Source organism: Sorangiineae bacterium MSr11954 (genome assembly GCA_037157815.1).
GTDB classification, from domain to species: Bacteria; Myxococcota_A; Polyangia; order Polyangiales; family Polyangiaceae; genus Pendulispora; species Pendulispora albinea.
The window spans coordinates 553,937-578,954 of sequence record CP089984.1 but is presented as its reverse complement, the minus strand read 5'-3'; the positions used below and the strand labels follow the sequence as shown (position 1 = coordinate 578,954).

General features: G+C 65.9%; 21 protein-coding genes and 2 pseudogenes. 8 read left to right on the top strand and 15 right to left on the bottom strand.

Features of this window, described 5'->3' with window-relative positions; translation table 11 throughout:
• Nucleotide 1: 1 nt before the first annotated feature.
• The 3 genes from LZC94_02355 to LZC94_02345 are packed head-to-tail and all read left to right on the top strand — an operon-like array spanning nt 2 to nt 3,560.
• On the top strand, nt 2–1,507 hold the full coding sequence (locus LZC94_02355; protein WXB16122.1) for a sugar ABC transporter ATP-binding protein: 1,506 nt from the start codon (nt 2–4) through the stop codon (nt 1,505–1,507).
• The gene (locus LZC94_02350) at nt 1,504–2,490 is read left to right on the top strand and encodes an ABC transporter permease (protein ID WXB16121.1); all 987 of its coding nucleotides are present in this window, start codon (nt 1,504–1,506) and stop codon (nt 2,488–2,490) included. Before LZC94_02355 ends, LZC94_02350 begins: the two co-directional genes overlap by 4 nt.
• 26 nt (nt 2,491–2,516) lie before the next feature.
• A complete protein-coding gene (locus tag LZC94_02345; GenBank protein ID WXB16120.1) occupies nt 2,517–3,560 on the top strand; it encodes a substrate-binding domain-containing protein in 1,044 nt (347 codons plus the stop codon).
• Nucleotides 3,561–4,040: 480 nt separating this feature from the next.
• Here the strand turns inward: LZC94_02345 and LZC94_02340 are convergent, their stop codons facing one another.
• Nucleotides 4,041–4,307, bottom strand: coding sequence for an immunity 74 family protein (locus LZC94_02340; GenBank protein WXB16119.1), 267 nt, complete (start codon nt 4,305–4,307; stop codon nt 4,041–4,043).
• A 528-nt stretch (nt 4,308–4,835) separates the two neighbouring features.
• On the opposite strand from LZC94_02340, the pseudogene LZC94_02335 reads away from it, so the two are divergent.
• A pseudogene (locus LZC94_02335) lies at nt 4,836–4,922 on the top strand (energy transducer TonB).
• 68 nt (nt 4,923–4,990) lie between these two features.
• On the opposite strand, the pseudogene LZC94_02330 reads toward LZC94_02335, so the two are convergent.
• Nucleotides 4,991–5,332 (bottom strand): annotated as a pseudogene (locus LZC94_02330) (HINT domain-containing protein).
• A 984-nt stretch (nt 5,333–6,316) separates the two neighbouring features.
• On the opposite strand from LZC94_02330, the gene LZC94_02325 reads away from it, so the two are divergent.
• Nucleotides 6,317–8,164, top strand: a complete 1,848-nt coding sequence (locus tag LZC94_02325; GenBank protein ID WXB16118.1) for a hypothetical protein — start codon at nt 6,317–6,319, stop codon at nt 8,162–8,164.
• Between the two features lie 33 nt (nt 8,165–8,197).
• Here the strand turns inward: LZC94_02325 and LZC94_02320 are convergent, their stop codons facing one another.
• The 3 genes from LZC94_02320 to LZC94_02310 form a co-directional block, all read right to left on the bottom strand.
• Complete coding sequence (locus LZC94_02320; protein ID WXB16117.1) at nt 8,198–9,061, bottom strand: transporter; 864 nt, start codon at nt 9,059–9,061, stop codon at nt 8,198–8,200.
• 117 nt (nt 9,062–9,178) lie between these two features.
• Entirely contained in the window at nt 9,179–10,129 is a 951-nt protein-coding gene (locus LZC94_02315) for an NmrA family NAD(P)-binding protein (protein ID WXB16116.1), read from the bottom strand.
• Nucleotides 10,130–10,172: 43 nt separating this feature from the next.
• The gene (locus LZC94_02310) at nt 10,173–11,069 is read right to left on the bottom strand and encodes a helix-turn-helix domain-containing protein (GenBank protein ID WXB16115.1); all 897 of its coding nucleotides are present in this window, start codon (nt 11,067–11,069) and stop codon (nt 10,173–10,175) included.
• 181 nt (nt 11,070–11,250) lie between these two features.
• On the opposite strand from LZC94_02310, the gene LZC94_02305 reads away from it, so the two are divergent.
• Nucleotides 11,251–11,544: a hypothetical protein gene (locus LZC94_02305; GenBank protein ID WXB16114.1), complete on the top strand. Its 294-nt coding sequence runs from the start codon at nt 11,251–11,253 to the stop codon at nt 11,542–11,544.
• Nucleotides 11,545–11,699: 155 nt separating this feature from the next.
• Here LZC94_02305 and LZC94_02300 read toward each other — a convergent pair whose 3' ends face one another.
• Nucleotides 11,700–12,821, bottom strand: coding sequence for a hypothetical protein (locus LZC94_02300; protein ID WXB16113.1), 1,122 nt, complete (start codon nt 12,819–12,821; stop codon nt 11,700–11,702).
• 482 nt (nt 12,822–13,303) lie between these two features.
• Between LZC94_02300 and LZC94_02295 the strand changes: the two genes are divergently transcribed.
• Nucleotides 13,304–14,266, top strand: coding sequence for a hypothetical protein (locus LZC94_02295; protein WXB16112.1), 963 nt, complete (start codon nt 13,304–13,306; stop codon nt 14,264–14,266).
• Between the two features lie 32 nt (nt 14,267–14,298).
• On the opposite strand, the gene LZC94_02290 is transcribed toward LZC94_02295, so the two are convergent.
• The 5 genes from LZC94_02290 to LZC94_02270 all read right to left on the bottom strand — a co-directional run bounded on the left by LZC94_02290 (nt 14,299) and on the right by LZC94_02270 (nt 18,106).
• Nucleotides 14,299–15,156 (bottom strand): RNA polymerase sigma-70 factor, encoded by an 858-nt coding sequence (locus LZC94_02290; GenBank protein WXB16111.1) that lies wholly within the window; start codon nt 15,154–15,156, stop codon nt 14,299–14,301.
• Nucleotides 15,153–15,728 carry a carboxymuconolactone decarboxylase family protein gene (locus tag LZC94_02285; protein WXB16110.1) on the bottom strand — a complete coding sequence of 192 codons (576 nt, stop codon included), beginning with the start codon at nt 15,726–15,728 and terminating at the stop codon, nt 15,153–15,155. The genes LZC94_02290 and LZC94_02285 overlap by 4 nt, the downstream gene beginning before the upstream one ends.
• A gap of 103 nt (nt 15,729–15,831) precedes the next feature.
• Nucleotides 15,832–16,584, bottom strand: coding sequence for an SDR family oxidoreductase (locus LZC94_02280; protein ID WXB16109.1), 753 nt, complete (start codon nt 16,582–16,584; stop codon nt 15,832–15,834).
• A 104-nt stretch (nt 16,585–16,688) separates the two neighbouring features.
• On the bottom strand, nt 16,689–17,579 hold the full coding sequence (locus LZC94_02275) for a sigma-70 family RNA polymerase sigma factor (GenBank protein ID WXB16108.1): 891 nt from the start codon (nt 17,577–17,579) through the stop codon (nt 16,689–16,691).
• Nucleotides 17,580–17,770: 191 nt separating this feature from the next.
• Nucleotides 17,771–18,106, bottom strand: a complete 336-nt coding sequence (locus tag LZC94_02270; GenBank protein WXB16107.1) for an FHA domain-containing protein — start codon at nt 18,104–18,106, stop codon at nt 17,771–17,773.
• Between the two features lie 404 nt (nt 18,107–18,510).
• Between LZC94_02270 and LZC94_02265 the strand changes: the two genes are divergently transcribed.
• A complete protein-coding gene (locus tag LZC94_02265; protein ID WXB16106.1) occupies nt 18,511–18,783 on the top strand; it encodes a hypothetical protein in 273 nt (90 codons plus the stop codon).
• Here LZC94_02265 and LZC94_02260 read toward each other — a convergent pair.
• The 4 genes from LZC94_02260 to LZC94_02245 all read right to left on the bottom strand — a co-directional run bounded on the left by LZC94_02260 (nt 18,760) and on the right by LZC94_02245 (nt 24,909).
• Nucleotides 18,760–21,225 carry a hypothetical protein gene (locus LZC94_02260; protein ID WXB16105.1) on the bottom strand — a complete coding sequence of 822 codons (2,466 nt, stop codon included), beginning with the start codon at nt 21,223–21,225 and terminating at the stop codon, nt 18,760–18,762. The genes LZC94_02265 and LZC94_02260 overlap by 24 nt on opposite strands.
• Nucleotides 21,226–21,362: 137 nt before the next feature.
• On the bottom strand, nt 21,363–22,448 hold the full coding sequence (locus LZC94_02255) for a hypothetical protein (protein ID WXB16104.1): 1,086 nt from the start codon (nt 22,446–22,448) through the stop codon (nt 21,363–21,365).
• Nucleotides 22,449–22,615: 167 nt separating this feature from the next.
• Nucleotides 22,616–23,386 carry a helix-turn-helix transcriptional regulator gene (locus LZC94_02250; protein WXB16103.1) on the bottom strand — a complete coding sequence of 257 codons (771 nt, stop codon included), beginning with the start codon at nt 23,384–23,386 and terminating at the stop codon, nt 22,616–22,618.
• A 644-nt stretch (nt 23,387–24,030) separates the two neighbouring features.
• The gene (locus LZC94_02245) at nt 24,031–24,909 is read right to left on the bottom strand and encodes an NAD(P)-binding domain-containing protein (GenBank protein WXB16102.1); all 879 of its coding nucleotides are present in this window, start codon (nt 24,907–24,909) and stop codon (nt 24,031–24,033) included.
• Nucleotides 24,910–25,018: the final 109 nt, after the last annotated feature.

The following is a 25,018-nucleotide window of genomic DNA, read 5'->3' as shown; positions in this document are numbered from 1 at the left end:
CATGGCGGGTGGTCCCTTCCTCGAGGTTCGCGGCCTCACCAAGCGGTACCCGGGCGGGACCGCCCTCGACGGCGTCGATTTCGACGTCCACGCGGGCGAGGTGCATTGCCTCCTCGGCGCCAATGGTGCGGGCAAGTCGACGCTCATCAAGTGCATCTCGGGCGCCGCCACACCGACCCACGGAGAGATCCTGCTCGATGGCGTCCCCTTGCCCGCAGGCGACCCAAAGGCGTCGCTCGCGCGCGGCGTGGCCACCATTTACCAGGAGCTCGATCTCGCGCCCGATCTCACGGTGGCCGAGAGCATCTACTTCGGACGCGAGCCCTGCCGCGGGCCCTTTTTGGACCGACGCGCGATGCGCGCGGGCGCCAAGGAGGTGCTCGCGCGTTTAAGGCACGAGGACATCGCGGTCGATGCCACGGTGGGCGAGCTCCGGCCCGCGTTCCAGCAGATCGTCTCCATCGCGCGCGCACTATCGGGTCGCGCTCGTCTGCTGATCTTGGACGAGCCCTCCGCCATTTTGGACGCCTCGGAGATCGAGGCGCTCTTCGCGGTGGTGCGGCGCCTCCTCGAGGAGGGGACCAGCGTCATCTTCATCTCGCACTTGCTCGGTGAGATCGCCACCATCGGCCACCGGGTGAGCGTCTTGCGCGACGGGCGCACCGTGGCCTCGGGCCTGCCCGCGAAGACCCCCGCGAGCGAGCTCATTTCCCTCATGGTCGGCGACGCCGCCAAGCCGGCCGCCTCCAGCCGCGGCGGCGCGGCAGCCCTCGCCGCGAAGAAGGTCGTGCTCTCCGTGCGCGACGTCCGGCGCGGTCATGTGGGGCCGATCCGTTTCGATCTGCGCGAGGGGGAGATCCTCGGCGTCGCAGGCCTCGTCGGCGCGGGGCGCACCGAGCTGCTTCGTCTGATCTACGGGCTCGACCCGCTCGAAAGCGGCGAGGTGCGCGTGTCGGGGGCTTCGCTGCCGCGCGGCCGCCCGGATTGCGCCATCGACGCGGGCATGGGGTTCATCCCCGAGGATCGAAAGGCGCAAGGCCTGCTCCTCGATTGGGGCCTCGCGGCCAATGCTTCGCTGGCGGCGCTGCCCCAAATATCGCGCTTCGGCTGGCTCGATGGGGCCGCGGAGCGAACGCGCGCCCGGGGGCTTTTGGACGATATCGCGACGAAGTACTCGGACATCGAGCAGCCAGTACGGGAACTTTCGGGCGGCAACCAGCAAAAGGTGCTCTTTTCCCGGTGGCTCTTTCGCGCGTGCCGCATCCTCCTGCTCGACGAGCCCACGCGCGGGGTCGACGTGGGCGCGCGCGCCGAGATCTACCGGGTCGTCGGCGAGCTCGCGGCAAAGGGCCTGGCGGTGCTGGTCGTCTCGTCGGACCTGTCGGAGCTCGCCTCCGTATGCACGCGAATCCTGGTGATGCGGGAGGGCACCGTGGTGGCCGAGGTGGACGGCGCCGAGGCGACCGAGCCGCTCTTGCTTCGTCATTGTGTGGAGGCCACGGCATGAACGCTGCCAACGCGATCGCACCGCGAAAACCGACATCGTCGTCCTCGTCCTCGTCGGAACAAGCGCGACTCCGCCGAATCCAAGACTTCGCCCTCGCGTTGGTGCTCGTCCTGCTCGTGGTGGCGGGCGGCGTGCTGCGCGGGGAGCGCTTTCTCAATTACGAGAACCTCAAGGCGACGGTCACCCAGGCGAGCGCGGTGGGCATCCTCGCCATCGGCATGACCTTCATCATCGCCACGGGCGGCATCGATCTATCCGTCGGCTCGGTGCTCGCATTTGCGGCCATCGCCGGTGGAAAGCTCGCGGGCAGCGGCGATCTCGCCTTTTTGGGCGCAGCCCTCCTCGCGGGAACCGCCGCCGGCGCCATCAACGGCATCGCCGTGGCGTATGGCAAGGTCGTCCCGTTCATCGCGACATTGGCCATGCTCACGGTCGCGCGCGGAACGGCGCTGTGGATGAGCGACAAAACGCCCATCTCGGTGAGCGATCTGGAGACCATCCGCTGGTTCGGCGCCGGCCAGGTGCTGGGGGTGCCGGTGCCCGCGTGGGTGCTCCTCTCGGTCGCGGCCATCGGCTGGGTGCTCCTCAACCAGACGCGCTATGGCCGCTATGTGGTGGCCGTCGGGAGCAACCGCGAGGCCGCGCGCATCGGCGGCGTGCGCGTGCAGCGCGTGCTGCTCGGCGTGTACGCCATGACGGGGCTCTGCGCCGGGCTCTCGGCGATCCTGCTCACGGGCCGGCTCGCCTCGGCGTCCCCCATCGCGGGCAACTTCTACGAGCTCGACGCGATCGCCGCGGTGGTCATCGGCGGGACGAGCCTCGCCGGCGGAAAAGCGACCGTCTTCGGCACCCTGCTCGGCGTGCTCACGTTCGCGGTCATCTTCAATTTGCTCACCTTGCTCGATATGCGCATCGAGATTCAGCAAATCGTCAAAGGCATCATCATTTTTGCGGCCGTGCTGGTGCAGCGCAAGGGCGCGTAGCCAAAGGCCCACGGGAGGAATCCATCATGCTTGCCCACCGTCGAATCTTGCTCACGATTTTCGCATCGTTCGCCATCCTGGGCTGCGACAAGGCGCCCGCCAAAAGCTCCCCCGAGGGTGAGCGCGCCGCCGCGACCACCGCGAGCTCGAGCGGCACCGAGGAGAAGGCGTCCCCGGGAAAGCCGGTGAAGGTCGCCTTCAGCGCCCCCGGCGCCGATCATGGCTGGCTAGCGGCCATCGTCAAAAACGCGCGTGAGGAGGCCAAGCGACTCGGCGACGTCAACCTGGAGGTCTCGGAGGGAGCCACCGATCCGGCCTCGCAAGCTTCGCAAATCGACGCCCTCGTCGCGGGAAAGCCCGACGTGCTCGTGGTGTTGCTCACCGACGGACAGGCCCTCACGCCGGCGGCGCAGGCCGCGATGCGCGCGCGCGTCCCCGTGGTGGTGGTGGACCGCGATCTCGCCAGCCCCTCGGCGTACCGCACGTGGATCGGCGGCGACAATTACGGGATCGGCTTCTCGGCGGGCAATTACATCGCCGATCAACTCGATTGCAAAGGCAACGTGGTCGAGATCCAAGGCATCGCGGGCATCTCGGTGACCGATCTTCGCACCAAGGGGTTCAACGACGCCCTCAAGCGCTGCAACAACGGCGTTCAGGTCGTCGCGCGGCAGGCCGCGAACTTCCTGCCCGACAAGGGGCTCGAGGTGATGGAGGCCATCCTCCAGGCGCAGAAGAAAATCGATGCAGTCTACACACATGACGACGACATGGCGATGGGCGTGGTCTCGGCGATCCAAAACGCCAAGCGCGACAAAGAGATGTTCGTCACCGGCGCAGGCGGCTCGAAGCGCGCGATGGAGCTCGTGAAGAGCGGCAGCCTTTACCGGGCCACCTTCCTCTACAATCCTTCGATGGCCGCCTCCGCGATCCGCCTGGCCCGTCTCATCGGACAAGGCAAGGGCCTGCGCGATCTCACCGAGCCCGAGGTGCCGAGCCGCATCCAAGTTCCGGCCACGGCGGTGACCAAGGAGAACGTGGGCTCGTTCCTGTCGTTTGGCTACGAGTGATTCGAGCGACGCGATCCACGACGGAAACGTGGGCTCGTTCCTGTCGTTTGGCTACGAGCGATTCGAGCGACGCGATCCACGACGGAAACGTGCGTTCGCTATCGTTTAGCTACAAGTGATTCGAGCGACGCGATTCACGACGGAAACGTGAGCTCGCTCCTATAGGCTACGAGTGATTCGAGCGACGCGATCCACGACGGAAACGTGGGCTCGTTCCTGTCGTTTGGCTACGCGTGATTCGAGCGACGCGATCCACGACGGAAACGTGGGCTCGTTCCTGTCGTTTGGTTACGCGTGATTCGAGCGACGCGATCCACGACGGGAACGTGCGTTCGCTATCGTTTGGCTACGCGCGATTCGATCCACGACGGAAACGTGCGTTCGCTATCGTTTGGCTACGCGTGATTCGAGCGACGCGGTCTCGCGGGAGGCGCGCAGGGTGGGCCGATTCGTCGGGCGAAACCCGTTGATGAATCGGTCCTACGAGACCTCCCCTTCGACCGTGTAGTGATGCCCTCCCGCGTCCAGCTCGCGCAGAAGGGCTTCCAGAATCTCCTTCTTTTGCGCCACGTCGAGGGGATCGTTTTCGTGCGGCGGATCCCATGCGCGGATGGATCCAGCAAGGATGAGGAACCCCGGCGAGCCTGGGACGTTCAAATGGCCTTCCCCTTGGATCGTGAGCCTCCGATCCCCGATTCCGACGGTGATGTGGCCCCGCGTCCACTCGAAGATTTTGACGGTGGTCATGGATTCTTTCGCTCGAAACCCGGCGGCACACCAGGGGGCATCCCCGGCTTCCAGTAAGGTGTCTCTTTACCCGTCTTGGGGTTGATGGCGATGATTTCCGTGATGTTGGGGTTGTTCTGCAGCCGAGGGAGCTCTTCGTTGTCCCAAATGTTTCCGGGGCGACGATTTTCGCCGAGCACTACGTACACCTTGCCGGACGCGTTGGCGGCATAAGACTGCGAGACCTCCGTCCAAGGACCTTCTGCCCCCGGCTCTCCCCATTTGGGCATCTTGTCTTTGATATTGTGCTTATCGAGGGTCGACTCCAACGTCTCACCACCATACTTGTGGGCGATCTCCCCGGCTTTGAGCTCGCCGCCGACGCCATCCGTGTTGCCCGACCAGAAAAACGCCTTGCCAGGGTCGGTCTTGGTGATCGGTCCGAAGTCCGGTAAGCCCCATTTGTTGGAACCGTCCGGGTTCCTCCACGGTGCAACGGTGGGAGGCGTCGTCGGCGTGCCGCCACCCGTAACGGGCCCCGTCACCGGTCCGGTCGTCGGTCCCCCGCCGGTCGTGCCCCCGCCACCACCGGTCGTACCGCCCCCACCACCCGTGGTGCCGCCCCCACCGCCGGGCGTGCACGGCTGGTTGTGGACCCACACCGCGCTCTGTCCAACGAAGTACGTGTGATCGGCGTCGACCTCGAGGTTGTAGACGATGGCTTGCTGGGCGACGCGGACGGTCCGGGTTACGCGAACCTCGCGCCCCGACGTATCGACCAGCGTCTCCTGCGCGACCAGATCGCCGGCGTTTACCCAGCCGCGATCGAAGGTCCAATACGGGTGCTCGGGGGTCGAAACGATGCTCTCGTGATGGCCGTCTACCGTCTCGATGCGAACGTTCACGAGCGACGGTGCGGCGCGCACGAAGGTCCGCAGCACCGGCCGCGCCGACACCGCATCATCGCCGAACTCCCCCCGCGCAAGCACGAGATCGCCAGGCGCGATGCTCTCGATGGGACGCTCGCCCGAGGGGGTCGCGACCATCGTACCTGCTACGAAGCAGCTGCCACCGGGGGTGGTGCAAACGCCGCCAGAGCATACGGTGCCTGGATCGCTCGGTCCGGCGCCACCGCCGCCTCCGGGCGAGGCCCCGCCGCCGCCACCGGCGGCCGTCCCGTTGCCGCCCAGGAGCACGGCGGTGGTCGTGCTCGTGACCTTCGTCGTGTTCCCGCCAAGGGCGCGGAAGCCCATGGCGACGGCCAGCAAAATCCCGACGAGCAACAGGACGTACTCGACCGCAGACACCCCGCGCCGATCACGAAACAGAGTCATGGCCGTTCCCTTCGCAATGCCCGTACCCGCCAAGTTGGCGCCGAATGACTGAGAAACTCCGCGACACTATGTGGTTGCGTCGTTCCCAGATCGTGGTTTGCGCAGAACATCATGCGCACCACTGGACAAAGAAACGTTCACGCGCTCCCCCGTCAAATGGTAGCTCCCGCGCCTCGCGACGGCGCACCGCGCCGCACACGCGCACCCCATCGTCCCATCGACGATGGGAGCCATATGGCCAAAATCATCGCGCCATTTGCTCCTGGATGACATCCCTCCGTACACGACGTCGTCACGCACTCCGTGACGTATCGACATCACGATGTCTCCACCGCGCGCAGGCCTTGCGGAACCTCCGCACCCCCACATGTTTCTCCTGCCACGAAGAAACGCGGCCCGGGGGGGACGATGAGGCATTTTGGAACGGTAACGCTCTGTGCGTTCCTGGTCGCGGGATCGACCTCGAACGGCACCACGCCGGAGATCTCGGCGCGCGCGGGACATGGCTGTGGAGGCTGCGCCGATGCGGCGTGTGGGGCGAACGCGGACTGCTGCGACGATTCTACGTGCACCGGCGATGGTGCGTGCCAGCTCACGCGCGACTGCGAAAGACTATCGTGCGTTCGGGATACGAATTGCTGCCCCGGATCGTACTGCGCATCCGGACATTGCGCGGCTGCGGTCGACCTTTTTACGGTGGTCGATCCTGGCGTTGGGGTCGCCGGCGGCACGACCTTGCAGACGGTCACGGTCGGCAACAAAGGCGCAGCGACCACGGGCGGCGTTCAAATGACCTTCGTGACCCCGACTTATGTGAATGTCGATCGTCAGCGGCCGCTACCCGGCAATTGCGCCTTTCTCTTCGAAGATCAGGATTCGACCGTGCCGGAGATCGTGCGCTGCGCACTGCCCGACCTGGCGAAGGGCGAGCGCCGGACGGTCACCATTCCCCTCGCGGTGACCCGCAACGCGCCGCCCTCGATCCTCGCCGGCATGGCCATCGCTCTCCCGCAGAGCCCTGCCGATCACGAGCTGAGCACACAAGACAATGTCGCCACGACCATCGTCTATATCGAACGCAGCGGAGAAGAGCCCCCGGGCACGGTCGACCTCTTTCTCGCGGGCGATGCCCCGGCGGTCGGTGGACCGCTCCCCAGCACCCAAACGTTCGTGGTCGGAAATAGCGCGGCCCAGCCGACGCGAGGAGACGTCGCCCTCACGTTCTCGACACCGTTCTTCGTCAATGTCGATCGCGCGCGGGCCCTGCCGAACGGCTGCGCCTTTCGATATCAAAACAGCGACCCGAGCATTCCCGAGATCGTGCGCTGCGTGCTCCCGCCCGGTCTCGCATCGGGCCAACCGGTCACCCTTCGGATACCTCTGGTCGCAGTTCCCGGCGGACCGGTGGGGCGGGTCAACGGCAACGGCGCGGTGGCGACGGCGGCGGGCTCGCCGGACAGCGACATCGATCGCCTGGACAATGGCTTTGGGCCGACCATCAATGCCCTGGGGCCTTCCATGACGAGGCCCTCGAGCGCGACGCCATCGTCGAACGTCGCGGAGATCCAAGCGGCGCCGGCGCCCCTCATTCCCGCATCGACGGAGGCTCCAACGCGGACCTACGCCTCGAGCGGCACGACGCCTACCGCGACCTCCAACGTCTCCAGCGCCGCCGGTGGCGCGAGCATCGATCTTCGCCTCTCCTCCACGTCGGTCGCGGCCGCGGCCGGTGACTCCGGCATCCAGCGTTTCACGCTCACCAATCGCGGCGCCGACGCCACGGGCGCGCATCGGCTGGTCTATTCCGTTCCACCGTTCACGATCGTCGATCGCTCCAAGGTCCTCCCGGGTCAATGCGATTTCCTTTATGAGAACTTGGACCCGACCGTCCCGGAGATCGTTCAATGCCGAATCGCGGCCTTGAAACATGGCGCCTCGGCGACCCTCGACCTGCCATTATCGGTTGCACCCGGATCGCCCTCGGGGCAGTTTCTCGGCCTCGGCATGGTCATACCGGCGGCCGACTCGTCGGATACCGAGCAATTCCTCAACGACAATCGCAGCGCTCCCGCCGTCGCGATCCTCTTCGATCCCGACGCCACGCGGCCGCCGCCCGACACCGAGGGCGTCGACCTCTACATCTGGGGCGATTTTCCCCAGGTCGCCCCAGGCGGCACGACCATCAGCTACGTCCACATCGGCAACAAAGGACCGCAACCGACGCGCGGAGAAACCCGCGTCACCTTTGCGACTCCGCTGTTCGTGAATATCGATCGCGGCCACCCTTTGCCGAGCGGCTGCACCATCATCTATGCGAACCTGGATCCGGCCGTCCCCGAGATCCTGGAGTGCCTCGTGCCCGCCGGAATCCCAGCCGGCAACGAGGCTCCCCCGCTGGCGATCCCCATCTCGGCCGCGCCCGGCGGAGCACCCGGAGGCCGCTTCGGGAACATGATCGTCCGCCCCGGCTCGCGCCGCGATCGCGAGCGCGATCTACGCGACAACGTGCACCTTCATGGGGTCGTGATCACCCGCCATCCGTGACGATCCCCAGCGAAACCGACCGCAGCGGAGGCCCTAAAAGCGGTACGAGAAGCGCACCCCCACGAAGCGGCTGATGGTGGCGCCGTGCGTCGCGGCGATATCGGTGTTGTACTGCAAAAGCAATTGCAGCGGTGCGACCGGCTTGATGCCCACCGTACCGCGGAGGCTTTGCACGGACTGTTGCTCGGTCGCCGTTCGGTCGCCCGTGGGGGTGGATGCGGTGACCTCGCCGTTGGCGGTGTAGTAATACGAGGCGCCGAGCCAGAGCTCTTTGGTGACGTCGGCCGAAACATGGACCGTTCCGGTGAAGGTGGGCGATTGGCTCAGCTCGATCCGTGTGGTGGTTCCGGCCGCGATGGCGTCGTCGTTCTTCGTGTAGAAGGAGACGGCGCCGAGCGCCTCCAGCACCAAGATGTTCAGGAGCCGCTGACCCACCACCACCTGCTCGTCGAACTGCCATCGGTTGCTGCCGGCGTTGACCGCGCGCCGATGGTCGTAGTTGCCCGTCGGCACGCGGAAATACGAGCTGAATGCGAAGTAGGTCACGCTGCTCTCCGACTCCTTGATCGAATATGCAATCGTCGGAAGATAGATGAGATCCCCGATGCCGGATCCGTGCGCCGTGGTCGTTCCCGTCGCCGTGGGAATATACACCTGAGCGTCCAGCGCCGGCAAAATGACATCGACCGGAACGAAGGCGAGATCTCCGAACTTCAGGACATGGAGATAGCGAAAGTAGGAAATGTTCTGCGCGAAGCTCTGCGAATCCGCCGACGTACGACGCCGCGCATATGCGACGAACACGTTCGTATGATCGGGCGCCAGCGCCAGAGTATAGTCACGAGGGTCTGTTTCAGCGCGGGCCAGCGAAGGGCAGACCAGCAATAAGGCCATCATGGCGAATCGACACCGCGTCCTGATCCTCATGGCACGTTCGATGGCTGGACGCGTCACCCCGGGGCGAGCGAGAGCGCGCTTCCAGAGCTGAACATCGCGGAGGCCCCCGACGAGCTTCTACGCCCGGCGCAGCTCCTCGTGAACGGCGGACACCGTCCACTCCGCGGCGTGCTCCCGCGCGAACACGTCGAACGTCTGGGGATCGCGTCCCGTCACTTCGCGGACGGTGTCGGTGGGCGCGAATGGTGGACGCTCGCGATGGAATCGCAGCAGCTCGAGGAGCTCGTCGAGTTGTTCGGCCGAAAAGACGTGAGCGGCGCTGGCCCGATAGGCCTCTTCGGAAGTGGGAATATACGAAATGGTTTGCCCCGTTGCCGCGGAGATCTTCTCGGCGACGTGATGGTACGAGAGCACCTCGGGCCCGCTGAGCTCGAGCACCCGGCCCGCGTAGACGTCCGATACGAGACAACGAGCCGCGACGCGGGCGATGTCGCGCGCGTCGATGAGCGGCTCGCGCGTATCGGCGCACGGCAGTCGAATGCACCGCTCTCGGCGGATCCCTTCACCATGATAATGAATGAAGTTTTGCATGAACGCTCCGGGCCGCAGAAAGGTGAACGACATGCCGGAGTCCTCGATGACGCGCTCCACCGCGCGATGTGTCCTCGCGTAGGCGAAAGCTTCGGTCTCGGCGCTGCGCACCGAGAGCTTGACGATGCGCGGAACTCGGGCGCGCGCGGCCGCCTCCACGACCCGTATTTCGGCGGCGGCTTGATCTGGCATGTCGGCGGTCAGCAGAAAGACCGACCGCGCCCCTCGAAGTGCCTCCTTGACCCCTTCCCCGGTCGTGAGATCGACGCGGGCCGATTCCAGCTCGGCGTAGGAGGGGCCGCCTCGGCGCATTCGGCTCCCGTCGACCACGTCCCTCGCCCCACGCGCGCGAGCCGCTCGATTCGTGTGAATGGGGCAATGCGATCGATACAGAGCGAGCACGGGCTCGTGGCCGAGGGCCAACTCTTCGAGCAATGCGCGACCAACGACCCCGCTGGAGCCGAATACGACGATCATGACCTTCTCCTTTGCGTGCGACGACACGCCGAGCGTTATGTCGTCAGGTTAGCGGCGCGCTCGGAATGGGGATTGGAAGAATTTGACCCCTCTCCTCGGCGGGGATGTAGCGAGGTGCCGTCCGCATCCACGCCGCCAATCGACTCGGTGTCGTCCCGGCGATGCTGCGGCATTCGTTGATCCAGTGCGCCTGATCGCAGTAACCCGCGTCGAGGGCGATGGCGGCCGCAGGGGCATCGGGCTCGGAAAACAAGCGCTGCAACGCCCTCTGAAATCGATGGACGCGCGCAAAGCTCTTGGGAGGCAGGCCGACCTCACGGCGAAAGAGCTCGACGAAGCGGCGATGGCTCAAACCTGCGCGGTCGGCCAATCGCGCGATGGCGGGCGCTGGAACGGCGTCGGCGCTCATCATCGCGCGAAGGCTCCCTTGGATGCCCTGGTGGAGCGGCCCTTTCGCGTGCCGCCATCGCTCGAGCAACGCCGCCGACAAAATTCGAAAAGCCTCGGACGAAGGCCTCGCCTCGACGACCCGCTCGAGCAACAGGTACGCCGAGCGGCCCCACAGCGCCTCCAGCTCCACGTGCCGATTCTGGATCGCGTCGAGGGGTACTCCGAGGAGAGGCCACGCGCCGCCGGGTCGGAAGTGGACGCCGATCAGGTCCTTCTGCTGGTGTGTTCCGATATCGAACGAATCCGCGCGGACACCGCTGACGATCGCCCCGCGCGAGCTCCACGAACCGGTCCCCGCGTCCGGCATCACCAGGGGCTGCGCGCCGAGCGGGATGATGAGCTCGACGGTCCCCGACGGAAGAACACGCTCGGAGGCGTGAGGCGGCCGATAACCTCGGTAGCTCCACAGCGACTCGACGAAACGGGAGAGCGGCGCGCTCGGCACGAAGCGCTCGTAATGGGTGTATCGCTCGTAGCTCCCGGAGGTCACCCCTCGACTCTACCATCCGATGGCGCCAAGACCGTTCACGATCATCCATCTATGGCGCTGGCCTTGGTCGCACACATGTGCTTTGCGCGGGTGCACACGAGCGAGGCAACGGCTGCGTCATTGACGCCTTCGATTCGGCGAGCCGATATCGACTTGGCCCGAATCCGTCTATACTCGCGCCATGAAAGCAACCGTCGCCGGGGTCCTTCGTCTTGCGGGGTGCATCGCCATCGCCGCGTGCAGCAAGCAGCCGGCTGCCACGCCGGCCCCCACCGAGGCGACGCCGGCGGGGAGCGAGTCCGCGCGCCCCCCCGCCCCGATGCCCGGGAGCGATCGCGATCCACATGGCTGTATCGGATCGGCGGGCTATCAATGGTGCGCCAAAGAGAACAAATGCGTCCGGTCGTGGGAGCTCGCGAAGGAAAAGGGATTCCCCCTCGACAAAGGGTCCGTGGACGCATACTGCGGCCACTGATCGGCATACCCCGCGCGCATCACCGTCGGCGGCGCCCCTCGCGGCTACGCCTCGCGCCGCGGGGGTCCTTGCGCGAAGCGCTTCGAAATCGGGCGTGTCGGCGGCCCGTCGAAGGAGACGAGCCGCCCGACGCCAGCGCATGCCCTCCGGCCCCGTCACTCGACGTCGACGATGTACGTGAGCACTTTGTCCTCGGGTCCGCCGTATTGGTACTTCACGTCGACCTTGTAGCGTCCACGAACGAGATCGACCCCGGAGTGGGTGAGCGCTCCGTCGTCGCAAACGATGTTGGTGGACGACGGAAACTCGCGACCGGCGCTGTCCTTTTGCATGGGGTACACGAAAAAGCGACCGCGAAGCATGAGGGCCGTACCGTCTGGTTTTTGGATGGCCACGTCCTCCACGTCGAGGCGGCCGAGCCGCAAGGTGAGCGGTCCCTCCCCGGGATTGGACAACGGGAGGGGCCTGGTCCCCAAGATCCCTTCGATGGCGATATCGTACGTAGCGCCCGGGTACATCGATCCTGCCCCCACCTCGATCGCAGACTCGTCGCGTACGGTGAGATCCCTGCTCGTCTCTTGACCGCTGTACTTCCCCGTCACCCGATAGCGCGGCTGGTACAAGGGCCTCGATTCGTGCGTTTTTCCGCAGCCCAATGTCGGGAGCTCGCGCTTCGGCGCGACGATCTTGGCGACGCGCCGCGTGGCGTAGCTCCACGGCTGCACCACTTTGTTGTCGTCCGCAGCAACTTGAAAACGGAAACCATCGTACATGCCGTACCGCACTTCGTAATTACCCGGAGCGAAGACGTATTTTGCTCCACGCGGCCCCAGCCAGAGGTGGCTGATCGGGAAGTTGAAGTCGAGTTGCTTCATATCCGTGATATCGGTCGCCGACAGCCCGTGCGTGGCCGGTGCGTCCGCGAGGCTGACCCAGACGTATCCCGCTCGGAACGTGACATCCTGATCGGCAAGGATGTTGACCCGGCCATAGGAGTCCGGGGTGCTGCCATTCCCGTCGGAGGACCGAATGGAGACGAGATACTCCCGTCCCGCGCGCTCGCTCACCCACTCCCCGAGGGGGTGGAAGCCGCTGTCGGTATGGAATTTCGTGAAGTCGGTGACACCGGGAGCCGCCACCGTGTAGCGGCCGAACCGAGGCTCCGGCGTCGACGGTCCGCCGTCTGGATTGATGATCGTGGGTTGCTCGAGCGACTGAGCATTCTCGTCGGCATCGCGCCCCGAGTCGCTGCATGCCATGAAGAATACGGATGACATCGAGAGGACGAAGATTCGACGACAATGCGCCTGCGTGAGATTCATGCCCCCCCGCAGAGCAACGTGTGTGCCTCAGCCGATACCCCGGGAATTCGGCCTCCTTCGCGTGCGCGGTTTCCCCGCATGGCCTCCAATTGGGTCCTCGCGCATCGCTCGTTGGGTCCTCGGGTCCCCGACCGAAGATGGACGTCCGCGTCAACCCGATGACTTCCGGTGCGGTACGCTCCACATCGTTCCAACCACACCGTTCGCGTGCAGGGCGATGCGGGCCGACCCAAACCCGCGTGACTTGCCGGGGCCGCACGCGTACGCTCGAAAACGTGGGGCTATGGAGGCGATGGACCCAACGTTTCGGTGGTCGCGACGCAAAGACGCATTCCGCCGCGGAGGTGCACGTCGCGGACGGGCGCGCGCAAGCAACGTCTCGAGCCCCTTACCGTGATAGTGCATTTCCCTATCACGGCGCGCGCCCTTTCGCCTGGGTGACATCGTGGCCCGAGTACATCGGTGGATATCGACGTTCGGCGCTGCTCGATTGTTTCGCGAAAGGGGTTTGTGAGACCTTCCTCGCTGCGCGGCCAGGTGAATCGACCCCCGACACGGAGCTCACGGTGATCGCGCCCCCACCCGAGGACGCGGAGCTATTCTTTCTTCGCGTGGACGAAGTGGCCGGATTGGTCGACCTCTACGGCCGCCTCCAGCATCCGGCGTTCGAAAAGGTCTTCGATATCGGCCGGGCAGACCATTTGGCGTTCATCGCGAGCGAGCACCTTCAGGGTGTGCCTCTGAGCGCGCTCGCGCCGCGGCCGGACAGCGCGATGATCGACATTGGAGTTGCGGCCGCCCTCGTCGCCTCCGCGGCGGAGGCGATCGAGACCGCTCATGCCCTCCAAGATGGCGATGGCAGGTCCCTTCGAATCGTGCATGGTTTCATTTCGGCGAAACGCATCGTGCTCACGGCGGAGGGACGCGTGGTCGTGCGCGGGCTGCTCCGCGAACGGCTGGTTGGCGGATTTCATCGATATACGAAGAGCTCCGATGGCATCGAGGGGGCCCACCCGCTGGTGGACATCGATCGCCTCGTATCGATGCCGCCCGAGGTGTGGGGTGCCCCGCACACGGAATACGCAGACGTCTACGCGCTCGCCGCGGTGCTCTTCGAGCTGACCACGGGCGCGCGCTACCTCGGTTGGGAGGCCAAAAATTTGGTCGACCTGCTCCAGCTCGTGCGCAACAACGGTGCACGCCGGCCATCGTCGATCGTGCCCAGCTACCCGCCGGAGCTCGAGACGCTCTTGTTCGGCGTGCTCCGGCAGGGGCACCGGCGCACCCCGGTTCCCGCGGGCACCTTCGCGCGCTCGCTCCGCGACTTCGCCGAACGGCATGGAGCTACGCCCGAACGCGTCCAACTCTTCGTGCATCGTCTCTTCGCGCACGCGCCCTGAGCCCGCACCGTCCTCGAAAACGCGCGCTCCGGCTATCGGGCGAGCTTGGCCGGTTCATCCAACCGCGTCAGCTTCCGCGGGTTTCGCATCACGTAGATGCGCGTGATCCGCCCGTTTTCCACCGCGAGGCTCACCGCGGCCAGCTCGGCCCCGATCTCGATACGGCCCGCCGGCGCGCCATTGAGCCATACGGTGGTCGCGACCCGAATCTGGTTCGCGCGCGCGAGCAACCTCGCCACGGCCTTGGCCCCGTGAATCGGAACCCGAACGGCTTGCGCGAGCCCGCCGCCGTCCGCGATCAGGACCACGTCGGGCGCCAGGATCTCCATCAGGTCCTGCAGCTGCCCGGTCCGCAGCGCGATCAGGAATCGCTCCACCACGGCCTGCTGCTCGGAGCGGCTCACGCGCACCCGCGGCCGCCGCGCCGCCACATGCTCGCGCGCTCGCCGCGCGATCTGGCGCACCGTGGCCGCGGACTTCCCGACGGCCTCGGCGATCTCGCCAAATGGCATATCGAAGACCTCGCGGAGCACGAACACCGCCCGCTCCGTCGGCCCCAGGGTCTCCAGCACGGTCAGCATCGCGATCGAGACGCTCTCGGCGAGCTTGATATCCTCGACGACGTCGGGGCTGGTGAGCACGGGCTCCGGGAGCCACTCGCCGACGTACTCCTCGCGGCTGCGCGACAGGGATCGCAGACGGTTGAGCGCTTGCCGGGTGACGATGCGAACGAGGTACGCCCGCGGATCGCGCACCTGGGATTGGTCCGTGTCGGCCCACCGCAGCCAGGACTCCTGCAGCACGTCCTCCGCGTCGGCCGCCGACCCGAGCATCTCGTAGGCGACCGTAAACAGCAGGCTGCGATGGGCGACGAACGGATTGTCGATCATACCGAGGGCGCTACTCCGGATTTCGCCGGGCGGGCGGCCAGCGGGATCGCGCACACAGAGGAGAACCCCTGCGACTCGATCCCGAGCGCCACGTTGTTTCGGGTCGCAAAGTTGGAGAAAGCGATGAACGCGGTGAGCTCGACCATCCCCGCCGGGCCGAGCCGCTCGAGCAGCCGCGCCGACAACCCGTCGGTGACGGTCGGCGGCGTGCTCGACATGGCCTCCGCATATTCCAGCACGTCCCGCTCCAGCGGCGTGAACACGTCCGACTCCCGCCAGCGCGGCACCTGGCTCGCTTTGGCCATCTCCAGGTTCTTGTTCTGCGCTTGAAAATAGCCCAAATCGAGGCACCAGCTGCAGCCGACCTGCGCCGCGACGGCCATGTGCGCGAACGACTTGAGGCTCTCGTCGACCGCATCCCAGCCCCCCACCTTGCCGCCGAACTCCAGGGATGCATCTGCGACCTTGCGATTGTGCCAGATCACCTCGACAGGCTCGGGCACGGCACCGAATTGCTTCACGAAGTCTTCGTTGAGCCCGGTGAGTTTTGCCTTCGGAACGCGTAATGCCATGGTGTTCTCCTTGGAGGTATTGCCGGTTTGGGCATGAAGACACCGCGGCGGACGCGAATGTGACACCTCTTTGGCGGGCATCGTCGGGTTTCTTCTCGGCGGCTCAGCGCGCGGACGGGGCTGCGAGCCATTGCTCGAACCGGATTCGCCCCGTGCGGGCGCCGGCGCCGGGCAAGAGCGAGCGCTCCTGGAGCGCGGTGCCGAAATAACGTGCGTTCGCGTCGGCGATCACGGTGCGGGGGTCCTTTCGGGCGGCGAGGCTCTTTCGAACGAGCTCGTCGAGCCCGAACGTCTCCGGCCCTGCGACCTCGATCGTGCCATTCACGGCCGGGCCGAGCGTGACTTCGCTCAAGGCGTGGGCCACGTCGTCGGCCGCGATGGGTTGAATGCCCGCGGAGGACAGGCGAACTTCGTTACCGTGGGTCGCGGAGTCCGCAATGCCCTTTACGAACTCGAAGAACTGGGTAGCCCGAACGATGGTGTAGGGAATCGACCCCCTCTGAATCAACTGCTCTTGGACCACCTTTGCGCGGAAATAGCCGCTTTCGGGCAAGCGCTCCGAGCCAACGACCGACAATGCCACATAATGACCGACCCCCGCCGCGGAGCCTTCCGCCAGGAGGTTGTTCGTCGATTTGGTGAAGAACTCCAGAACGGGCGCATCCTCGAACGAGGGGGAGTTGGACACGTCGACGACGACCGCCGCGCCCTTCAGCGCACGGGCGAGGCCCTGGCCGGTGACCGTATTGACGCCCGAGTTGGGCGACGCCGCAACCGCTTGGTGGCCAAGCTGGAGGAGCCTTGCCACGAGCTTCGAACCGATGAGTCCCGTGCCGCCAATCACTACGATGTTCATGGGAGACCTTCCGCTGTTCGCCCGTAGCCTTCGCGGACACGGGCGTTGCGGCGAGGACCGGACAGCCCACCGTTTCGTGACAGGTCCTTTCAAAAAATTTCGACTCAGGCGAGGTCAGCAAGCTTGGTGGGGTTCATCACCCAAAGCAGCTGCTCGATGCCCTCGTCCGACGCGCGGATGGTCAAGAGAGCGAACGCCTGGCCATCGCGCGACATGAGAACGGATGCCTGGCCGTTCGTTTCCATCCACCTGAACGCCGCCCCACCCCAGAACTTCGACGGGAAGGTCGCGACAAACTTGGCGACTCGCTCCCGGCCCACCACGGGAACCCGCGCAGCGCCCACGATTCCCCCGCCGTCCGCATAGCTCGCGACATCGGCCACGAAGAGCTCCTCCAAGGCAGCACGATCGCCCGCTTGCGCCGCGCGGAGGAACGCATCCAAAAGACGCCTTTGCTCGAACGGCGTCGCCGGCGTGCGTCGCTCCGCGGCAATGTGTGCGCGAGCGCGGCTCACGAGCTGACGTGCGTTCGCTTCGCTCGTCTCCAGAATGTCGGCGATCCGCAAATACGGATAATCGAAGGCCTCGCGGAGCACGTACGCGGCGCGCTCGGTGGCCGAGAGCTTCTCGAGCAGGAGCAGCACGGCCAACTCCAAAGCTTCTCCGCGCACGGCCCCGAGCTCGGGGTCGGCGCTCGTGTCCACGGGCTCCGGGAGCCATGGGCCAATATACGCTTCGCGGCGGGCGCGCGCCGACTGCAACGCATGGATGGCCAAGCGCGTGGCCGTCGTCACCAGAAACGCGGCCGGATCGAGCACGCCGTCGCGATGCTCGTACGTTTGCCAGCGCAGCCAGACCTCCTGCACGATGTCCTCGGCTTCTGCCTTGTTGCCCAACATGCGGTAGGCCAGCCCAAATAGCCGATGCCGTACGCCGGCAAAGGCCGAAGCAGCCTTATCGAGCTCGCCCGCATGGCCATCGTAATCGGCACCCATGCCGCACACTCTACCCTAGCCCTGCGCCCGACGGAAACCGCAGCTCCTCGCGCGCCCGCGATCCTTGCCGATCGAGCTAGTTGGAATAGAACCGATGCGCTCTCCCGGTCAGAAAAATAATTCGTAATCCATGAAGGAAGACGCCAACGAATCGCGGGCCGCTCGAGGTTCGATGCGGAATCGTTTGGGCATCAGCGTCGAGGCGTTCTCGTGCTCGTGTCGCGTGGAGAACGCGCTCGCTCGCCCGAGCGCGGCGGTGTCCGTGGGTCGCAAAGGAGCAAGGTCGCCGGAAATAGAATCGCCCACCGGGAGATGCGCATTTCGTGCAGCTTCTTCGCCGACCCCACGGCGGTCCACACGTTCGGAGGCACCTTGCTGCCATCCACCCAGGTGCCGTTTCGGCTCGTTTCATCGCGTACGAACAAATAGCCGTCGCGCAGGTCGATGCTCGCGTGCACGCGCGACACGTTGACATCTTCGAGCACGCACGCCGCCCACAATCGACCGCGCCCGATGGTTACGGGCAAGCGATTGGAAACGTAAGTAAAATTCTGGCACCGGACCAGATCGTGAACGAGTAGAGCGATATCTTCCCCCACCCGCAAACGCTGCCCCGACCGAAGAGCGAATACAAGGTGCAACGAACGATGCGAATCACCTTATTTGGCGGCTCAGCCGGCGGAACGATTCCATCGTTCGCCCCCACTCGAATCGAGAGCTTCGCCAGAGCCCTGCGAAGATGCATGTTCGCGCGTCGCCCAGAGCGCATGCGAGGTGCGTCATCCTGCGCCAGGCAATCCAAAGACGAGCAGGTTCGGGCTCGAGGTCCACGGGCGGCTCAGCCGGTACTTTCTTCCTATCCGCTCTGGGGCCATATAGTTAGGAAAGTTTCCTAACCATGTCGAACGAGAGGTCTTCGAATGAGATGGGAATGGCAATGCGCGTGTGGATCACGGCTGTTTTGGCCGCGGCGAGCTTCGCGGTGGACGCCTCCGTGTGGGCGGAGCCGGCCCATCGCGACACCGCGAGCCGCAGCGTCCAAGCGATGAACTACTGGTATCGCGAGGGACACTACGCGACCGAGAGCGAATGCCGCGCCAAGGGCGACTCCTTGCTCTGGCCGACCAACCCGGGTGGCGCCGACGATTACGAGTGCCGCGTCAACGGCGACGGCTGGGATCTATGGCTGATGTTCCTGACCTGAGCGCTCATTCGTAGCCCGGGCGGCTCTTACGCGAAATGACCCCGAACACGACGGTGAGGCGACGTAAAGGCTCGTCCCCGTGCCGAGCAGCCAATAGTCGCCGGCGTTGGCGATGGCGCGAACGGGGTTCTCCGTATCGTAATGCGCCATGGATCTCGAGGTCGTAAGGTCCAGCACGTGGAGCTGCCAGCGGGGCCCGTCGTGCGTGCCGACGTAGATGCGTCGCCCGTCGAAGTCGACGAGATCTCCGAAGGTGCCGCCCGTCGAGGGGACGCCGATGGATGCGACGCTCTCGATGGCGCCGCCGCTCCGGCGCAGGAGCTCGACCCGATCCTCCGTGAGGAGGACCGCCTCGGCGCCTCGCAGCAGGAGCCCCCACGGGGTCACGCCTGGACGGTCGAGACGCGCGCGGAGCTCGAAGCCGCTCGGCCCGCGCGCGTACCAGCGGAGGAACGTTCCCGCGGTGAAGGAGTGATCCGCGATGAGCAGCTCGCCGGTGGCGTCGTCGGCGGCGAAGCGCCATAGGGGTGAGCGTTCGCCCATTCGTGCCTTGGACGTGGCCTCGAGGGTCTGAACGACGCGCGGCGCGAGCTCCTGCGAGGCGGGCGGCGGCGGCTTGGGAATGGCAAATAGGCGGAGTTGAAAAGAGCCTTCGCTCGGGGCGAGCTGGTAGAGCCCCGCGCCCGCGGCGATGACGCGCGCAGGCCCCGCGCCCATGCGGTAGACGGCGCCGGGCTCGGGGGCCAAACCCGCGCGCTCGTCGAGGCGATTCACGCGCACCGACGGAGTCTCGTAAACTTCGATCCCGTCGGGGCCGGCGGCATAGCCGCGGACATCCCAACTCCGCCGGCTGACCAGCGCGACGCGCTCACGCGCCGCATCCCACGATTTTGCTACGTGAAGGCCGGCAGTCCACGCAGGCGGAAGGAGCCCGCCCGCCCGCGCGACCGGGCGCGTTGGGTCGGTGAGATCGATGAAGCTGGCGGACCGAGGCCCATAGGCCATGACGCTCGCCGGGGACGCGCCGTGAAGTACCGAAAAGGCGCCGTGTCGCGCGGCGGTCACCTCGCGAATTCCCGACGGCGGCATGCGCAAGAGGCGCCGCGATGGATAGACGACGGCGATGTTCTCATCGGCGGCGCCCGGCGCGACGAGCGGAGAGGCCAGTTGCATGAACCAGGCGTCGAACTCCCCTTGCGCCTGGTGGTATACGAGCTCGTCGAGCTTGCGCGCGCCTTGGACGCCGCCATCGGGCGGTGCGGATACATCGAGCGCGTACCGCACGGCGACGAGCTCCCGAAGCCCCGCGGATGCGCGCGCCCAGGTTACGAGGACGCCGCCCCCATCGAGGATGGCCGCGCCGAACGGGGTGCGCGTGCGCGGCGTCGCATCGAAACGGGCGACCTCCGCCAAGGTCGCCTCGTCGAGGACGACGATGCTCCCGAGCTGGCGCTCGATGCGCACCTCTTGCGTCACCAGGCGGCCGTCGCGCGCGTGCACGCGTCCGAGCGCGACGCCGTCGAGCGCTCTGCGCGACGTCCACCGCGGGGCGCGCGGCGCCGACACATCGGCGGCGACCATACCGCGCTCCAATGTGGCCACCCAGAGCGTGCGCCCGTCGCGCGAGAGCCCGACATCCGAGCAGGTGGCGTCGGCGAGCGCGAGCGACGGGCCTGCAGCGAGCGAGCCATCGTCCTCCACGTGCACGCCCTGGACGTGCGCGCGGCGGCAAAGCCATATCCATTGTTCGTGCGCGGCCCCGGCGAGCATATCGGCGTGGTCGAGGAGCTGCGCCTCGCGCCGGAGCGAGCGCGCGGAGAGATCGTACAGCTCGATACCGTAGTTCGACCCCGCGATCGCGAGGCGGTCGCGCGCCAGCGGCATCACGGCAACCGTAGGAGAATGATACCAGCGGAGCGAGTCCCACGAGGACGTAAACGGCATTTCCGACACGCGCGCGTCGAGCACCTCGATCGCGGTCGTACCAACCCGGAGCAAGGTCAGGCGCGTCCCGGTCGCGATCGGATCGATCGAGAGCGCGAGCCCGCCGGGGAGCGGAACGGTCAATCCGTCATCGTAGGTGCGACGGGCCGCGCCGTCGCCGCCGAACGCGGTGAGCTGGCCGACGATGGCGGCCGCGGACGAACGCGAGGCGCCTTTGCACGCGCCGCTCGCGCACGCGTCGCCCGTCGTGCACGCGTCGTCGTCGTCGCAAGCCGTGCCGTCGACGATGGGGCGATGCTCGCATTTCCCGGATGCACCGCAAATGTCTTCGGTGCACGGCTGCCCGTCGTCGCATGCGATGGGACCGATGCAGATGGATCCGCCGTCGGGGCCATCTCGAGCCGGGCCGCCCTCGGGGCTCGCCTCCCGATCCGCGGCCGCGGGGCCTCCATCCACCGCGGGCGCAATGGCGGACTCCTGCCCGCAGCCCGCGGCCATCGGGGGTAAAGCACACCCCATGCATCGTAAAGAGAAGAAAAGGCGCCGCAGACTTCGAGAGCGTCGCCCCTTCGAACGAGGGGCCGCGCCCTCCGCGAACATGCGCGGAGGGCGCTCGGAGAACGCGCGCAGGACGCTCAGGGACAACCCTCGCCCCAATGCTGCAGGAGGATTTGATAGTCCTTGTCGTCGACCCAATTGTCGCCGTTGAAGTCGGACTGGATGGTCGCCACGTTCTGGTTCGAGACGGGCAGACCGTAGACCGAGTTGAAAATATCGTAGTCCGCCATATCGACGCATTTGCTGCTGTCGGCATCACCCGGGATCTTGAACGTCACCACGCCCGACGGGTTCGGCGCGAGCTGCGTGTACGTGCCTCCGCTGGCGAGCGAGACCCCTCGGAAAAAGTTCACGTCGTCCGAGGTCGGCGATGCGCCCAGGAACGAAGAGGACGGGAGGCCCTCGAGCTGGGCGCTCCGTTGGAGCGCCGACGGTGCGCCCTGGAATTGCTGGAACGCGGTGAGCAGGTGCTTGACGTCGATGATGTACTCGAACGGGGCCGTGCTCGGCGTGTTCGCGTTTCCCGTCTTGAGCTTGTTGTAGACTTTCCACTGCCAACTTCCGGTGGTGTAATTCGGAAAGGACACGGGCGGTTTGGCCGGCGGCCCCCAGCACTCGTTCGTGTTCGGCGTGTTGTTCTCGTACCCGTCGGTCACCATGAAGATGCGCCGCTCGATGCGCACCCTCCGCGTCGCGCCCGTCACCGGATCGACGATGGTTTTGGTCGATTCGTAATCACGCAACCGGTCGACGGCGTTGCAGAACGTGCCGGCCAGCGGGGTCGCGTCGGACGTCTGCGGGGTGCCGCCAATCGCCGAGAGCACCAGGGAACGGTTGGTCGTGAAGTCCTGGCGCACCCGGGAGCTGGTGCCCGAAAACTCCCACACGGCCCACTCGGGATTCTTGGCGTTGCGAATGTCAGCGGGTGGGTTGATGAGCCAATCCAAGGCGGCGAGCCGGCCAACCTGCAGCCTCGTCTTCGGAGGCTCGCCGGGGATGACGGAGCCCGAAGTTTCGGCCATCGACCCGGTGACGTCGACGATGATGATGAAATTGGTCTCGTCGACGGCCGCGGGCGGCGCCGCGTCGGCGCGCGTCGCGTCAATCAATAAGCTGCAGCCCAGAGCCGTCGTGACAATGAGGGGTGTCTTGCCAAAGATCATGGGTGTACTCCTCGTGGAGAGGTCGATTGAAGAGAAGATGCTTTGGTCCGAGAGAAGCGCGAACGACCCTGTCCATTGCAGAAGCCGTTTGAGAGCGAACCGCAACACTGTCGTTCGGTGCGACGACAGACAAGTCCCTCAAATGAGGGGTGCGAGGGTGGGGAGGCTTACACCCACGATCCGCGCATATGTCGTGCGAGCAGCTCGGCGCGACCTCCGACACCAAAGGCGCGGTAAATCGACTTTACGTATTGACGCGCGGTATGAACGCTGATGCCCAGCCCCGCGGCGATGCTCTTGTCGGACGCTCCCGCGAGGAGGTATTTCAGCGTTTCAGCCTCGCGGGGGGCCAACCTCGCCGGCGTCCCCACCGGCGCGGGCCATAGAAACGACGCGTGATCGAGGAGAAAGAGCTCGAGGACGTTGCGATCGCGCTCGTCGAATGGCCGATCCTCACGGCGGCGGAAGAAGCCTGACCCACGAAGGTGCGTAGTTCCCTGTATCATATGGGCCGACACGAGCATGTGATCGAGGCCCGAGGGGCGCAGATACTCGAGCACATAGGGGGATTCGCTCCAATCATGGCCGCGGACGAGGTCTCCATCCGTCGCGACATATGGCCCGCTTTCCTGCCGGCGCTCGATGTTTTCTCTCAACCTTTGTACGGCCGGATTGATCGCGCCCCCCTCCCGAATCATCACGTCGAAGGCGTCCTGCCTCACGTCATCGAAGCCAATGAGGACGGTGTCGACGATGGCGCCTGGACGGCGGGTATCTTGATCGAGCACCGCGGCCGCCGTTGCGGCATTGAGGATTTGTCGAAGCCCTTCGAGGACATGCCCCTGACGCAGCCCTCCCTCGGCCGGAAGCTCGCTCGCCTCCCCCACGAGACGCATAAGCCGGCGGAGTTGCTCCCAGCGAAGCGGTCGACTCTTCATACGCCGCTCCCTTCGCCAATGGCCTTCATCTCGGGACGAATCCCGCGATCCCATTGCTTCGCGACATCGAGCAGAGGGGCCATGGCGCGCTCGCTCAGGATATAAGGTAAAATGGGCGAGGTCGCAAATGCGCCCGCGGGGTCGAGCGCCGATCCGTCGTCGCTGTCGCTCTGCCATCAACGCAAGATGCGTCGTTCCCTCTTGGAGACTCCATTGACGCGATGTGTTTCCGTCACGATTGATTTGCGCCGCGTGCGGACGGCACCGCCTTTGGGCGAATGCGTGCGTCGTCCGTGGAGCTCGCGCGCATCTCGGCGATGCGTCCCAACTTCGGGCTCGCGCGTGCGCGCCGCGACGTACTTCGATATCGGGGCCGGCCACCTGCGATCGGCAATGGCTCCGCGTGCCCGCGCCGCTCAATCCCATTTTGGCGGCTCGATGCGAACGCGCCAACCTGGCGCAACTCGAACGGTCGAGGGTCGGTGTTGGACGGGCGAGCCGGCCCGTCGATGCCCATCGAGCTTTTGAATCGTTCGCGTGCATCCAATGACCCCCGCGCGCGGGGGCCCGCGGCCTTACGCTTCGGGAAGCCCCTCGGCGTTTGGCGCGGGCCTCCGCGCGGTCGGTCCAGATATGCGCCCCGCTCACCCGGTACGGTTCGCGATCGCGTCGATCAGGCTGGTCCAACTCTCGTTCCCGCGGCCCGCGGCGATCATGCGATCGTAGTGCGCCTTGACGGCGCTGGGCAGCCCAACGTCGATGGCAGCTTCCGCGCTGGCGTCGACGATGTGGCTGGCGGTGGCGCCCATCATGATGACATTGGCGAGGTCGCCCGGGTGCCGGCCTTCATCCACATTGCGCGCGGCGCCCGCGAGGTACGACGAGACGCTGTTGAAGTTGTCGACCGCGTACGGCAAAAACGTCTCCGCGGAGACCCCCGCGGCGCGCATGAGCGCGGTGGCGTGCAGGAACGAGGACAATGCCGTTAGGAAGATATCGAGCTGGGCCTGATAGTACAGCTGCGCGAGCGCATGGTCCTCACCTCGATAGTCGGCCCTTCCAATGACCCTCAGGGTTGCTTCGTGAGCGTCGAACAGCGCGCGCGGGCCGCTATAGAAGGCGTACGCCGCCTCCGTCCCGACGACCGGAGCAGGAACCATGACCCCTCCGACGAGGAGTTGGGCATTTCGTTTCGCCAACCACGCGGCCGCCTCGCGCGTCCTTTTCGGGCTGTCGGAGCTGAGGTTGACGACGACGCGGCCCGCGAGAGCATCGCTCGCCCCTTCCAAGATATCGTACATGGCCTGGTAGTCGGTCAGGCTGAGGATGACGAGCTCACTGGCACGCACCGCCTCCGCAACCGTGGTCGCGCGCGTGGCCCCCTTTGCGACGAGCTCGGTCGCCCTGCTCGCGGTCCGATTCCAGACCGTCGTCGGGTGACCTTTGTCCAGAAATGCGTGGACCATGGCCTGCCCCATCGGCCCCAAACCAATGACGGTGACCGGGGTAAGTTTGCTATTCATCGTGCTCTCCTTGCTTTCTCGTGTCGTGACGCCTTGCATGTCGTGAAAGCAAGAATGTGTTTCGATGCGACCTGCGTCGCGCACGATTGGCCGATCGACCAGCACGATC